Origin of the sequence: Bacillus sp. FSL R5-0416 (genome assembly GCF_037975425.1) — a bacterium.
GTDB lineage: Bacteria > Bacillota > Bacilli > Bacillales > Bacillaceae > Bacillus > Bacillus subtilis.
This window is the reverse complement of the sequence record NZ_CP150252.1, coordinates 576,367-589,107: the sequence shown is the minus strand read 5'-3', so window position 1 is coordinate 589,107 and position 12,741 is coordinate 576,367. Positions and strand designations below refer to the sequence as shown.

General features: G+C 38.7%; 14 protein-coding genes. 10 read left to right on the top strand and 4 right to left on the bottom strand.

The window, feature by feature from the left end; translation table 11 throughout:
- Window positions 1-9 precede the first annotated feature (9 nt).
- Window positions 10-651: a two-component system response regulator YdfI gene (gene ydfI, locus NYE20_RS03090; protein WP_003244318.1), complete on the bottom strand. Its 642-nt coding sequence runs from the start codon at window positions 649-651 to the stop codon at window positions 10-12.
- Window positions 644-1,867, bottom strand: coding sequence for a two-component system sensor histidine kinase YdfH (gene ydfH, locus NYE20_RS03085; protein ID WP_080474524.1), 1,224 nt, complete (start codon window positions 1,865-1,867; stop codon window positions 644-646). Before ydfH ends, ydfI begins: the two co-directional genes overlap by 8 nt.
- A 267-nt stretch (window positions 1,868-2,134) precedes the next feature.
- On the opposite strand from ydfH, the gene NYE20_RS03080 reads away from it, so the two are divergent.
- The 3 genes from NYE20_RS03080 (at window position 2,135) to NYE20_RS03070 (ending at window position 2,983) form a co-directional block, all read left to right on the top strand.
- Complete coding sequence (locus tag NYE20_RS03080) at window positions 2,135-2,278, top strand: hypothetical protein (RefSeq protein WP_014478971.1); 144 nt, start codon at window positions 2,135-2,137, stop codon at window positions 2,276-2,278.
- Window positions 2,275-2,454: a hypothetical protein gene (locus NYE20_RS03075; RefSeq protein WP_010886421.1), complete on the top strand. Its 180-nt coding sequence runs from the start codon at window positions 2,275-2,277 to the stop codon at window positions 2,452-2,454. Before NYE20_RS03080 ends, NYE20_RS03075 begins: the two co-directional genes overlap by 4 nt.
- An 85-nt stretch (window positions 2,455-2,539) precedes the next feature.
- The gene (locus tag NYE20_RS03070; protein ID WP_014475936.1) at window positions 2,540-2,983 is read left to right on the top strand and encodes a carboxymuconolactone decarboxylase family protein; all 444 of its coding nucleotides are present in this window, start codon (window positions 2,540-2,542) and stop codon (window positions 2,981-2,983) included.
- Between the two features lie 67 nt (window positions 2,984-3,050).
- Here the strand turns inward: NYE20_RS03070 and NYE20_RS03065 are convergent, their stop codons facing one another.
- A complete protein-coding gene (locus tag NYE20_RS03065) occupies window positions 3,051-3,731 on the bottom strand; it encodes a winged helix-turn-helix domain-containing protein (RefSeq protein ID WP_014478969.1) in 681 nt (226 codons plus the stop codon).
- Between the two features lie 89 nt (window positions 3,732-3,820).
- Between NYE20_RS03065 and NYE20_RS03060 the strand changes: the two genes are divergently transcribed.
- Window positions 3,821-4,444: a flavin reductase family protein gene (locus NYE20_RS03060; RefSeq protein WP_124073363.1), complete on the top strand. Its 624-nt coding sequence runs from the start codon at window positions 3,821-3,823 to the stop codon at window positions 4,442-4,444.
- 117 nt (window positions 4,445-4,561) lie between these two features.
- Here NYE20_RS03060 and NYE20_RS03055 read toward each other — a convergent pair whose 3' ends face one another.
- A complete protein-coding gene (locus tag NYE20_RS03055) occupies window positions 4,562-6,010 on the bottom strand; it encodes a PLP-dependent aminotransferase family protein (protein WP_064671988.1) in 1,449 nt (482 codons plus the stop codon).
- A gap of 132 nt (window positions 6,011-6,142) precedes the next feature.
- Here NYE20_RS03055 and NYE20_RS03050 point away from each other — a divergent pair, with 132 nt between their 5' ends.
- The 6 genes from NYE20_RS03050 to NYE20_RS03025 all read left to right on the top strand — a co-directional run bounded on the left by NYE20_RS03050 (window position 6,143) and on the right by NYE20_RS03025 (window position 12,682).
- Entirely contained in the window at window positions 6,143-7,045 is a 903-nt protein-coding gene (locus tag NYE20_RS03050; protein WP_339184486.1) for an EamA family transporter, read from the top strand.
- 243 nt (window positions 7,046-7,288) lie between these two features.
- Window positions 7,289-7,990 (top strand): response regulator transcription factor, encoded by a 702-nt coding sequence (locus NYE20_RS03045; protein WP_120028580.1) that lies wholly within the window; start codon window positions 7,289-7,291, stop codon window positions 7,988-7,990.
- Window positions 7,991-7,993: 3 nt separating this feature from the next.
- The gene (locus NYE20_RS03040; protein WP_032727142.1) at window positions 7,994-9,442 is read left to right on the top strand and encodes a HAMP domain-containing sensor histidine kinase; all 1,449 of its coding nucleotides are present in this window, start codon (window positions 7,994-7,996) and stop codon (window positions 9,440-9,442) included.
- Complete coding sequence (locus NYE20_RS03035) at window positions 9,439-10,578, top strand: hypothetical protein (RefSeq protein WP_021481660.1); 1,140 nt, start codon at window positions 9,439-9,441, stop codon at window positions 10,576-10,578. The genes NYE20_RS03040 and NYE20_RS03035 overlap by 4 nt, the downstream gene beginning before the upstream one ends.
- Before the next feature lie 234 nt (window positions 10,579-10,812).
- Window positions 10,813-11,640 carry a polysaccharide deacetylase family protein gene (locus NYE20_RS03030; RefSeq protein WP_031315635.1) on the top strand — a complete coding sequence of 276 codons (828 nt, stop codon included), beginning with the start codon at window positions 10,813-10,815 and terminating at the stop codon, window positions 11,638-11,640.
- A gap of 154 nt (window positions 11,641-11,794) precedes the next feature.
- Window positions 11,795-12,682, top strand: a complete 888-nt coding sequence (locus tag NYE20_RS03025) for an LCP family protein (RefSeq protein ID WP_029878427.1) — start codon at window positions 11,795-11,797, stop codon at window positions 12,680-12,682.
- Window positions 12,683-12,741: the final 59 nt, after the last annotated feature.

Genomic DNA, 12,741 nt, shown 5'->3' with positions numbered 1-12,741 from the left:
ATATCCAGTTTAGTTGTCTATTGTCAGAATACCTTTTTGCATGGCAATCGTTACTGCCTCAGTTCTTGAATTCGCGCCTAATTTATTGTAAATGGACGTTAATCTGGACTTTACTGTTCGCTCAGAGACGCCCAAATCAAAGGCAATCGCTTTGCTTTTAAGACCTTTAGCAATTGCTTTTAGAACAATGACTTCCTTTTCTGTCAGCTGCGTCTCATTGCGCTGCTTTTTCATCCGCTCAAATTGGATTTCTTGCAAACGTTTGAGGATATCAGGCTGCAACAGCACATTTCCTCTGATCGCTGCATCCATTGTGTGAAAAAGGGTTTCTGAACTCGTATCCTTTAACAGATATCCTTTCGCTCCTAATTCAATTCCTTCGATCATTAAGTGATCTTCATTATATGTAGTCAAAATAATGATGGGGGTATCGTGTTTTTCTTTTATTTGTTTAATGGCCTCTAACCCGCTCATCTCCGGCATATACAAATCCATCAGAATGATATCCGGTTCTAATTCATCTGCAAGACGGACTGCGACTTTTCCATTTTCCGCCTCTCCTATAATGGTGTATTGATCATTCGTTTCAATTAAAAGCTTCAGACCTTCCCTCACGACAAGATGGTCATCAACGATTAAAACCTTATTCATCTTGCATCTCTCCCTGAATTGGTACAGTGATCTCAATTTGTGTTCCTTTCAATTTTGTACTCTTGATATTGAATTGGCCATTTATTGCCCTGACACGTTCTTGTATGCCAAGAAGCCCATAATGTCCTCTCTTTTTCTTTCCTTTTTCAACATCAAATCCCTTGCCGTTATCCTTAACTGTTAAATGGAGCCTTCCCTTTTCATCATCCCAAATGGATATCCAGATTGTTTTCGCCTCAGCATGCTTTGCCGCATTCGTCATACATTCTCCAATGATGTAATAACAGTTTTCAGCTGTACGCACATCCAGCACCTGGTGCAATCTGTAATCTAATAAACAAGCCATGCCTGTCGACTCTATAAAATGATCCATTAGCGAGGTAATTCTTTCTTTTAAAACACCGATTTCTTCTGATTTGCTGCGGAGATCGTCAATAGCTGAACGTGCATCAGCTAATGTGCTTTTTACTCTTTTCATCGATTGTTGTATGATTTCCTTCGCTCTCTCTGTGTTGCCTTTGGCGAGATAAACATGAATCGCATCCAGCTGCATATTTAAACTGACAAGACCTTGAGCAAGCGTATCGTGTAAGTCTCGGGCCATCCGCTGTCTTTCGTTCTGCAGCGTCAGCTGTTCTACCTGCTGATGAGCCAGCTCCAGCCTTTCAAGAGTCAATTGAGCTTTTATTTTTTCATCGACTTGGGCAAAAAATGTTGCGGCATAAGTGATGATGACAATCATGATCGGCGCAGCAATAACAATAAAATGCAAAACTTCACCTTTATGAAGGTGATACGCCGAATTTATGACCAGCAGCAGCAATAGATAAAGAATGAGAAAAGTCCTTCTTCTGTCTGCCATTCCTATAATTTGTCCAATTAAAAATGCATAAAGGCCGATAATCACAAGTATAAAGAAGCCAGTCATGAGATTAGCAAGTGCAAAGGTGATCAAACCTTGTACCGCGAAATACAGAATCACTCTTTTCTTAACCCAGCGATATGAGTGCCAATGAAGCAAAGCAAAAATGGCGATTAATATGGTAAACGCATAAAGCAATAAAATGGACCAGCCCCCAGAAACAAATTGCAGCACGATAGAGGCTATATAGATCATGAGAATAAAAGCCAGGCCCGGCACTCTGAGTGCAAGCATGTTTAATGCCCGCCTATCATGTGAGTAATATTTATCTTTGAAAGGATTCCTTATAAGCAAACCTTATCCACTTCCTTTACCTGTTTCACCGAATAGAGATTCATGAAAATCGAACCCATATTTCAACGTGCAAACATACATGTATCCAATCATTTTATAGGAAGAGAAGGAACACAACAATATCAGGTGCAGGGAAACATTAGAGTTTCCAATAAGTGATCATTGCCCAAACGTACATGAACGTTCTGCCTCTATGTACGTTTTATCTTTTCAAATTTACCTTTAAAATCATAAGGAACTTACTATTCATTGAAGGAATGATCATCATTGAAATCGATTGATCTCACAATTTTATCATTAAAGAGAAAAGGAATCCGGACTGAGAAGGTATTAAAAAATCAGAACCCTGATCGATTAAGCCATATGACAGACAAAAATGCGCAACCAAAAAGCAAGGAAAAAGAGGATTGAACATGTATTGGTTTCTAGGTGCTTTATTATATTTTCTGATCGGTACTTATATATTCATTAGAGTCACTAGAGACAGCCAATCAGGCTCATGGATACTGCTTGCATTAGCAGCTCCACTCATCATTGCTGGCTACCCTTATTTTTATTCAAAGAAACTTCTTTCCAAAAGACGGTGATACAGCTGTCATTCAAACCGCACATTGGTAAAATGATCAATACCGGGATACAATCTAGGTATTCTATGGAAAGGAGTCTTGCCTTATGAGTCAAAGAGTGTCCTACTATGAGATTGCACCTGAAGGTATGAAAATCATGATGGATATGGAGAAATACACGAAACAATCCTCAATTAACCGAACGACGAGAGAACTAATCAAAATCAGAGTCTCTCAAATGAACGGCTGTGCCTTCTGCATAGATATGCATACGTCCGATGCCCGCAAAATGGGAGAAACTGAACAGCGAATTTACTGTTTACATGCTTGGAATGAATGTGATTTTTACTCACCTGAAGAGAAAGCGGCTCTCGAACTATCTGAACACATCACGCTCATTCCATCTAAAAGGGTTCCTGATGAGCTATATCATCGGGTGCGGGAACATTATGATGAAAAACAATATGTTGACCTTGTTCTGATCATTAATCAAATAAACAGTTGGAACCGCATCTCGATTGCAATGGGGAATCGAGCTGCTTCAAAATAAGAAGAAGGAGTAAGATTAGAACAAATCTTACTCCTACTCCTGGATATCGTGCCTTCGCTTCAACATCCTAAATCTTCACGTTTAGGTGCTTTTCAAACGCGATTTTCCCGCTTTGTGTAATCCTAATCGCTCTCGTTTTAGGCATACGAACGATCCACTCTTCTTCTAACATGCGCACCAATAGGGCGTTTCCTAATGCTCCTGCAATATGATGCTGCCGTTCACTCCAATCCAAACAGCAGCGGGCAAAGGCTCTCCTCTTATTCCGTTGTTGCTCTTCATTGATGCCTAACTTTGAAAAGAATAAAGCACCCTCTGAAGTCACCTCAAAGTTTAAATCAACTTTTTTTAACATCCCCTGCTCAACTAATGAATGTGCCATTTGCACGCCCACATAACCTGCCAAATGATCATAACAGGTACGGGCGAAATGCAAGTCCTTTTTCTCTTTTGACTCTTTTAAAGATTTGACTTTTGCTTTAGGCGCAATATGAAGCAATTGTTCGATCACATTTGCAGCATCTGAGTCAGACAATCTGTAATACCGATGTCTCCCATGCTTCTCTACGCTAATCAGCTTTGCTTCAAGCAATTTATTCAGGTGAAAACTGGCGGTTTGAGGTTTAATGTTAGCGAGATATGCAAGCTCTCCCGCAGGGTGTATCCTGCCATCCATCAGACTGAGAAGAATGGAAGAACGCGAGGGATCTGATAGCAACGAAGAGATTTTTGCAATATTAGGATTCATGATTTTCCTCCTTACATTCATATTTCGATGATAGTTGAAATGTTAATCCTTTACAATATAAATGTAAGCGTGACAAGGAGGAAAAAACGTTGGACATCAAAAAACAAGACACTCGTCGATTTAAGGAAATCAAACCCAAGATCATGTATTATGGTACCTCGACATTTCTTCTAACCACATTGAATGAGGATGGAACCACTAATATTAGTCCTATGTCATCTTCTTGGGCTCTTGGACATTATATAATCCTTGGAGTAGGACTGGGAGGAAAAGCCATCGACAATTTGGAAAGACACAAAGAATGTGTCATAAACTTGCCTGGCCCGGAATTATGGGAAAACATTGAAAGAATTTCATCTTATAGCGGAAAAAAGAGTATACCGCCTTTAAAGAAGCAGCTCGGATTTACATATAAAAAAGAAAAATACGAGGCAGCAGGGTTAACGCCTTTACAATCAAAAACAGTATCACCAACACGAATTAAAGAATGCCCTATCCAAATCGAAGCCGAAGTGAAACATATTCGGATTCCAGAATATGACCAGTCATTTGCCATTGTAGAGACGCAGGCACTGCACTTTCATGCCGATGAAAGTATTATACTGGATGAAAACCATATCAACCCCTCTAAATGGAGCCCGCTTATCTATAATTTCAGACACTACTTTGGTTTAGGAAGAGAAGTCGGAAAGACCTTTCGTTCAGAGACATGATCATTTTAAGACCGAACCATGATTTGGTCTATTCTAGTAACCCTTGTTATTATCAGATCAAGCGATCATTAGGCTTGATCTCTTTTTTAGTGAAACATCCATTTAAGGATATAAAAGTTACCTGCTTGCCAATTCTTTAATCATTAAACCCAACTCATAAATCCCCTTTTGAAGGTCTTCAAGAGATGCATAAGCATATGATAAGCGAATATAATTCCCTTTTTCCTGAGCATAGATACTGCCGAGATTGAGCAGAATCCCTTTTGATAAGGCTTTAGTATAAAGTAATTTCATTGATATGGAAGGCAATATTTTTATCCAGACAAAAAATCCTCCTTTTGGGATATTCCATGTCGCCACATCTTTCAAATGAGTTTCTAAAGCACTCAAGGCCAATTCTCTTCTCACCTTTAATTGCTGCCTAACCTTTTCTACATGCTGCTGGTAGTGGCCGGAAGTAAACCACTCTGCCGCTACTCTCTGGGATAGCGAACTGGATCCGTAATCTGTTTGCATTTTAATGTCAGATAAACGTTCAATCACCGGTTCCGGCCCGACGATCCATCCAATCCTCAAACCTGGGCTTAATGTTTTCGATAAACTTCCTATGTACAGTACGTGTCCATTTTTATCAATTGTTTTAATAGGATATGGCGGAATTTCATCGATCCATAACTCACGATAAATGTCATCTTCAATAATAGGAAGCTGTGTATTCTCACTTACTGCTAGGATCTCTTCACGCCGCTTTTTAGACATAAGAATACCAGTCGGATTGTGAAAACATGGATTTGTATATAAGATAGCCCTTCCCCGCTCTCCTCTTGTTAAATGAACATTTTCAGGCAAAAGTCCTTCATTATCCATAGGAAGTCCAGTCAGCTTCATACCAGCTGATTGAAATACGTGTAATGAATAAAGGTAGGAGGGCTGATCAAGATAAACGGTTGATCCTCTTTGTAACAGCCCCATTGATATCAGCTGCAAGGCTTGCAACGCTCCTGAGACAATCAGAATGGAAGAAGATGAGACGTTGATTCCAATGGTTTTTAAATAGTTGCTTAATGCCTCCCTCAAAGGTAAGTAACCTTTTGGCTCTTCATAACCGAATGCCTCCATGTGATGAGATACCCTCCCCATCATCTCTTTCATAACAGCCAAAGGAAAAATCTCAGCTGAAAGTTCACCTTTACTGAGCTGTATAAGGTCTGTATTTGATTCTGATTGATTTATCTCTTGAACGATTTTTCGGCTTGGCATCTGAATGCCAGAGGTGACATATTGATCCCAATCGGGAGCAGAATTCTTAGCCATCAGTGTCCATGTGTTGTTGATAACAACTGTGCCTTTCCCCATTGTGCCTTCTATTAACCCATCGGCCATCAATTCCTCTAACGCTGTAATCACTGTGCTCCGATTTACCTGAAAATCTTTTGCAAGCGTGCGCTGGCTTGGAATCTTGCTTCCAATCGGCCACTCTCCATTTCCTATTTTCTCTTTAATAAAATGAACGATTTGTCTGTACTTAGGGAGCTTTTTCATCTTTTTTTCTTCTGGAAAGCTCATAGAATCGGTCTCCTTAAAATAAATTGGTTGGGTCAAAATCCGTTTAACTGGTTGAAGCCATATCACCAAATCTTTATTAATATAAAAACACATTAAATAACTGGTTGGTTTTTGTAAAGAGGAGTGAGAGGAATGCGAAAGAAAACAGTTCAAATAATTATATCTCATAGTCTCATGATTGGTTTATGGGCATCTGCTTTTCCGGGAATTCGCGCAGGACTAGAAGGGTACACACCAGAACACCTTGCTTTATGTCGTTTGTTAATCGGCTCTATGGCATTATTGCTTTTTGCTGTTTTGACTCAGATGCGCCTACCCGACTTGAAAGACATTCCTGCCATTTTTCTTTTAGGGTTTTTAGGATTTGCACTCTATCACATTTTGCTGAACATCGGTGAAAAAACAGTTAGTGCCGGAGTTGCAAGCTTACTCGTTACTACGGCACCGATCTTCTCAGCCATGCTATCCCGCCTGTTTTATAAAGAGCATTTTGGATTTACGAAATGGCTTGGCTCTATGATCAGTTTATTGGGTGTATTATTGATTGCATTTGGGGCGGGAGACTTTACATATTCAATGAGCGGTATCTTGGTCATCCTGCTGGCAGCATTTTCGGAGAGTATTTATTTCGTTTTTCAAGCCCGCTATATAAAAAAATATGGTTTTATTCCATTCGTTACATTCACCATTTGGGGCGGAACAATACCTATGCTTGTGTTTCTGCCAGGCTTAGGCGAAGAGATGATGAACGCTTCAATAAGCGCAACTTTGTCTATCGTTTACTTAGGATTATTGCCGACGGTTATTCCTTACTTCGCACTAGCATATGTCACTTCACTCGTCGGTGCTTCAGAAGCAACCCTTTCACTTTATGTTACACCGGCTTTAGCCTTGATCATATCTTGGCTCTGGATCGGCGAGATACTCACATTGATCTCTCTGCTAGGCGGAGTGGTTACAGTTGGCGGGGTATGTTTTACCTATTTAACACCCAATAAAATCAAACGATATGGAAACGCTCTTATACATAAATAAAGAAGATACCCGCATCTCTTTTTAATAAGCTCATTTATCAATTAAAATTGTTTACCATAGTCCTCTAATCCAACGATAGCTCAATTCCCCCGATTTTGTTGACGATGGTGAAAATATATCCAATTATAGTTTGATCTGAAGTTCTGAATAACCGCTATTAAAAAGGATGCTATAATGAGTGATATTGCAGACTCTAAGATAGATATATTCAATTTAATCATGAAACAGGGAATGAATGAAATAATGGATAAAACGAAAATACTTATTATTGAAGATGATGGAGCAATAGCAGATCTGCTTTCATACGGGCTTACGCAGGAAGGTTTTCAAACATGTACTGAATCTAACGGAGCTTTAGGGATGAAACAGCTAGACCAATTTAAACCCGATCTTCTGCTGCTTGATTGGATGCTGCCAGATTGCAGCGGATTGGATATCTGTAAAAAAGTGACCCAACGCTATAATATCCCTATACTTATGATCACCGCAAAGTCAGATATCACTGATAAAGTCCTTGGGTTGGAATTTGGGGCTGACGATTATATTACAAAGCCATTTGACTTGCGTGAAGTTATCGCCAGAATTCGTACAATACTCAGGCGTCTTGAACAAGCTAACCACGTGAATGATCGAGGATCGTCTAATGAGGATCACATTCAATTAAAAAATATTGTGATGATCCCAGACGAAAGAATAGTAAAAAAAGATGGGATCATTGTTGATTTGACTCCTAAAGAATTTGATCTGCTTAAGACATTGATTGACCATCGTGGAAAAATCTTTACACGTTCAGAGCTGTTGGAATTCGTTTGGGGCTACGATTTTGCCGGGGATACACGTACGGTAGATACTCATATCCAAAGACTCCGTAAAAAACTGGATGCAAGCGACCTCATTAAAACAGTGTTTGGCATTGGATATAAATTCGAGAAACAGGAGGAGTAGAGAGTGTTACGGACGATCAAGGGTAAATTTATTATTGGTTTTTTTCTGATTTTTTCTCTCTCTTTCCTAGTGCTCAATCAAACGGTCAAAAGCGTCATTTGGTCAAGCAATGAAAAAATTGTCACCTCAGATTTAATAGACTTAAAAAAAAACAGCATCATGTATATCAATCAAGCATTTTTAATCAATCATTATAAAAACAATGAACTATACTTCGGCGATATGGCTGATGAAATAGTGGATAGTTTAACTCATTCAACAGGAAGCAATGTAGGCGTTTATACCGTAGATGGCACTTTGTTGTCTTCTTCTAATAAAACAGTGTTTTCGCAAGGCATTGACGAGGACCTAGCAAAAGCAATTAACGGAAAAAATGCTTATCATATCACCTATGATCGAAATCAAGCACAGGTGTTTTTTTCTTATCCAGTTGTCATTGATGGTGCAAAAGTTGGCATATTGCGTTTTTCTAAAGATTTTAATTTGCTTTACAAACAAAGCGGAGAGATTTTAAATATTATTTTTTATATCGCTCTTGCGATATTTGTGGCGGCGTTTCTTTTCTCTTATATACTCTCCAGACACATCACGATTCCAATCGTCAAGCTGACAGAGGCCACCTCAGAAGTCAAAAAGGGAAAGCTGGATGTGGATATCCATTTTTCTAGAAAAGATGAAATTGGCCAGCTTACGGTTAATTTCAATGATATGATCACCAGAATTAGGGATCAAATTTCAACTATCGAAAAAGATCGGGACAGGTTAAAGGAACTTAATGAACAGGAAAAACGTTTTTTTGACAATATGACCCATGAACTGAAAACACCTCTGACTTCTATTCAAGGCTATGCTGAAATCATAAAACAAAAAGGGGAATCAGATCAGGCGTTTTTTGATAAAGGAATGAATCATATTGTTGAAGAAAGCCGGCGTCTGCACAATTTGGTTATAAAACTTCTTGAGGTATCTAGAGAAACCTCTAAAGAACAATTCGATAGGATTGATGCAGGAACGATTTTGAAAGATGTATGCGAATCTATGAAATTTCGTGCAGAACGATATAAAAAGAAGATCACCTATGAGATAGAAGACAGTCTCTATGTGTATGGTCAAAAGAATAGAGTGCGCCAACTCTTTATTAATCTTTTGGACAATGCGATCAAATACAGTTTATCTCATTCTGAAATCATGATTCAGGCTAAAGTTACGGGAGATCAGGTTCTTTTTATGTTCAAAAATCCAAGTGATCCATATGACGACAACCAATACACAAAAGTGTTTCAGCCTTTTTATTCAATAAACCAAAAGGTGACGGAAGAAGGAAGTTTAGGGTTGGGGTTAAGCATAGTTAAAACAATTGTCGAAAAACATGGAGGAACAATCAAGATGTTCTACGAAGAAAACCATACAATCATCACTATTGAACTAGCTTACATGAAGGTTGAGAAATGATCATGAAGAACAAACGGTTTATTATATTGTCAGGGATATTATTGATTTCCTTGATTTTTGTATCCAGCTATAATATGGGCAAGCGATCTGAAACCATTATCATTCCAAACAAGGAAGAGAGCCAGATTGATGACGATCAGAAGTCGGACTCCTTTCAGGTGAAGAAGATATATCGCCTCCCTCAAGCTGACCAGTTGCTTGGCTGGTCTTCATCAAACTCTGTAGTTGGTTTTTTCAAAGGAAATGACACAACGGAAGGTAAAGCGCAGCATCTTCAGAATGTCTCCTATCCTTTTGAAAAACCTGAAACTCTGCAGAGCATTGACCGCAATACTTCCAACCTTAAGTTGTCTCCCGACGGGAAAAGTATCGCCGGATTAACGATGTCATCAAATAAGATAACACTAAATCTAATATCACTGACGAACAGAAACAAAAAGGAAGTAGCCAGCTTTTCTTCTAGCAAGGATGCCTTTGTACAGGATATTTCATGGTCAAATAATAGCAAATACATTTGTTATCTTGTCATTGACACGGCAAAAAGTGACCAGACTGCGGTCAATGTATTCAACATAGATTCCGGAACCCTCAAAACGTATCCATTGAAGAATGTTGATGAAAAGGATTCGCTTACGGCAGTTTCCATTTCAGATGATGGACGTAGTTTGCTGCTAACCATGTTACAAGGGCAACAATATCGCATTATGACGGGGACCATCAGCGGTGACAGCATCACTATTCAAAATAAGCGGCAGATTAGCCCCTATGGTGAACCTGTTTGGTTAAACAATGACCAATTTGTATTTTTAGGTATCGGAGAAACCTTATACGAATACGACCTCAGAAACAGTGAGCTCTCTGTTCTGCTCGAAAATGTAGCTGTTTTTACCATATCTAATGATCGAAAGAAGATCGCTTACTCTTTATATGACAAGGACAATACTTATGCAGGAAAGCTGCAAGGGAAAAATGTCCTCTACGCAGAACCTATATACCACGGCACCAGCCCATCAGAAATATATTGGAGTCCAGATGGCAGCAACCTGCTCGTTTATGAACAAAACCGGTATATTTCTATGGAAAACTCATCAGCCCGATTTTTTGACGATCGCTCTTATATCATATCCTTCAAGTAAACCTTATTTCTATTGAAATAAGGTTTTTTCTTATACCTGCAAGATATTACATAACAATGATTCCTTCATTTGTTGACATTTTGTTTACAAGTTGATCAAACTTCTGCGATAACTCTCATCTATATTAAAAGAGCATCATTTTTACCGGGCTTTGTCTCCATTGGTCCTTCTAATTTATGTGACTCGTTCGCGAGAAAACTAGTTTTGATATCTACAATTGAGGAGTTGGAAAAAGTGTCAAATTCACCAAGAAGGGATCGTAAGTTGAATCAAATAGGAAAAATAGGTTTTGGGATATTGATTATTCTAGGTGTAACGTTACTATGCATTTCCTGGAAGGCACTTGCCGGCCCAAAGCAGGAACCAATAAAAGAAAGTACAAACGCTTCTGAGCAGGCGCATATAGAAACACACAAAAATTCAGCACAGAAAAAAGAACAAAAAAAACCTGCTGAAATCGGGAAGGTCGTTTATTTAACATTTGATGACGGACCAAACCCTGCTGCTTCAGAGAAAATTATGGATTTGCTTCATAAATACAATGCAAAGGGAACGTTTTTTATGTTAAAACCAAATATCGAGCGAAATCCTAATATTGTGAGAAAAATGGCGGAAAACGGTCATTCTGTTGGGTCTCACGGCGTGACGCACCAGGTTTCCGAAATCTATAAATCCCCTGAAAGCTTTGCTGCAGAAATGAACGATACATTGGACTACATTAAAGAAACAACCAAAGTCAACACGCATTTAATAAGAGCACCTTACGGGTCAAAGCCTTACATTACTGGCCCTTTTAGAGATGTTGTGGAGCGTGATCATTTTAACCTGTGGGATTGGACAGTTGACTCAGAGGACTGGAAGTACACTCATGGAGAGTTTGTTAAGAGTGTCATTCAGCAAGTCAAAACCCTTGAAGGAAAAGAGCCGCTTATTGTATTAATGCATGAAAAGCCGACTACCGCGGCGTATTTGGAACAATTATTAAAATATTTCCGGGAAAGCGGATACGAAATGAAAGCAATTCATGATTCAATCAAACCGGTACAATTCAGATTCAATTGAAGTATAAATTTAAAGTATCTTATATGAACTACAAAATATCACGAAGATAAAAGAATTATTTATTAGAGAACCGTTAAGAACCAGTACAACATATAAATATTCAACTTGATCAGGAAGGAATTTGATAGTGAAAATCGGGAGAAGGAAACTGAAAATGCAGAGTATTTTATTGTTTGTTCTAGCCCTCTTGTTAACCATTGGAGGCCTGACCTGCTATAGCATTTACCGAAACGTAGCAAAATCGGTCAACCATATGTATGAACCTCTGCAAAGAGATTCTAAGCAACAAGATGCTAGTCTTGGGCATGATCCTATATCGATTCTTTTGCTGGGAGTAGATGAACGCCCCGGTGATAAAGGACGACCTGATTCGATGATCGTACTGACTTTAAATCCAGAGACGAAAACATCGACGATGGTAAGTATACCGCGTGATACCAGAGTATTTATGCGATCAAAGAATACCAATATTAAAATGAACGCAGCATATACTTACGAGGGTATTGAAGGTGCCGTTCAAACCGTTGAACAATTTTTAAACATCCCAATCAATTATTATATCAAAGTCAATATGGAAGGGTTTAAAGATATTGTAGATGAGATTGGCGGAATCACAGTGAATAATGATTTCCCTTTTACCCTTGAAGGGGTGCATATACCAAAAGGGGAACAGCACCTGGATGGAAAGGTTGCCCTTAAATACGCACGGATGAGAAAAGAAGATCCTCGCGGTGATTTTGGGCGGCAGCAGCGGCAGCGAGAAATCATTAACCAAATTATTCACGAAGGAGCACAATTAAAATCATTAAAAAACTATCAAGGAATTTTGGCTGCCTTAGAAAAAAATATACAAACAAACTTAACACTTGATAAAATGATTGATATTCAACGCTCTTATAAAGAAGCCGTTCAACATGTCAAACAGATCGAAATAAAAGGTGAGGATAAAAAGATAGATCACTTATGGTATCATGTTGTAACTGATGAAACGAGAAAGGACTTATCGAAGAAACTTCGCCAGCAATTAAATCTAGATTCTTAATAAAATAAAAACCGGTATTCACCAACCGCTTACTCATGTAAAGAGAAGAGTTCTTGCCT

Excerpts from the sequence above, each read along its gene's own strand:
- ydfI (WP_003244318.1), bottom strand. The coding sequence starts at position 651 with ATGAATAAGGTTTTAATCGTTGATGACCATCTTGTCGTGAGGGAAGGT.
- NYE20_RS03070 (WP_014475936.1), top strand. The coding sequence starts at position 2,540 with ATGAGTCAAAGAGTGTCCTACTATGAGATTGCACCTGAAGGTATGAAA.
- NYE20_RS03065 (WP_014478969.1), bottom strand. The coding sequence starts at position 3,731 with ATGAATCCTAATATTGCAAAAATCTCTTCGTTGCTATCAGATCCCTCG.
- NYE20_RS03055 (WP_064671988.1), bottom strand. The coding sequence starts at position 6,010 with ATGAGCTTTCCAGAAGAAAAAAAGATGAAAAAGCTCCCTAAGTACAGA.
- NYE20_RS03050 (WP_339184486.1), top strand. The coding sequence starts at position 6,143 with ATGCGAAAGAAAACAGTTCAAATAATTATATCTCATAGTCTCATGATT.
- NYE20_RS03045 (WP_120028580.1), top strand. The coding sequence starts at position 7,289 with ATGGATAAAACGAAAATACTTATTATTGAAGATGATGGAGCAATAGCA.
- NYE20_RS03035 (WP_021481660.1), top strand. The coding sequence starts at position 9,439 with ATGATCATGAAGAACAAACGGTTTATTATATTGTCAGGGATATTATTG.
- NYE20_RS03025 (WP_029878427.1), top strand. The coding sequence starts at position 11,795 with ATGCAGAGTATTTTATTGTTTGTTCTAGCCCTCTTGTTAACCATTGGA.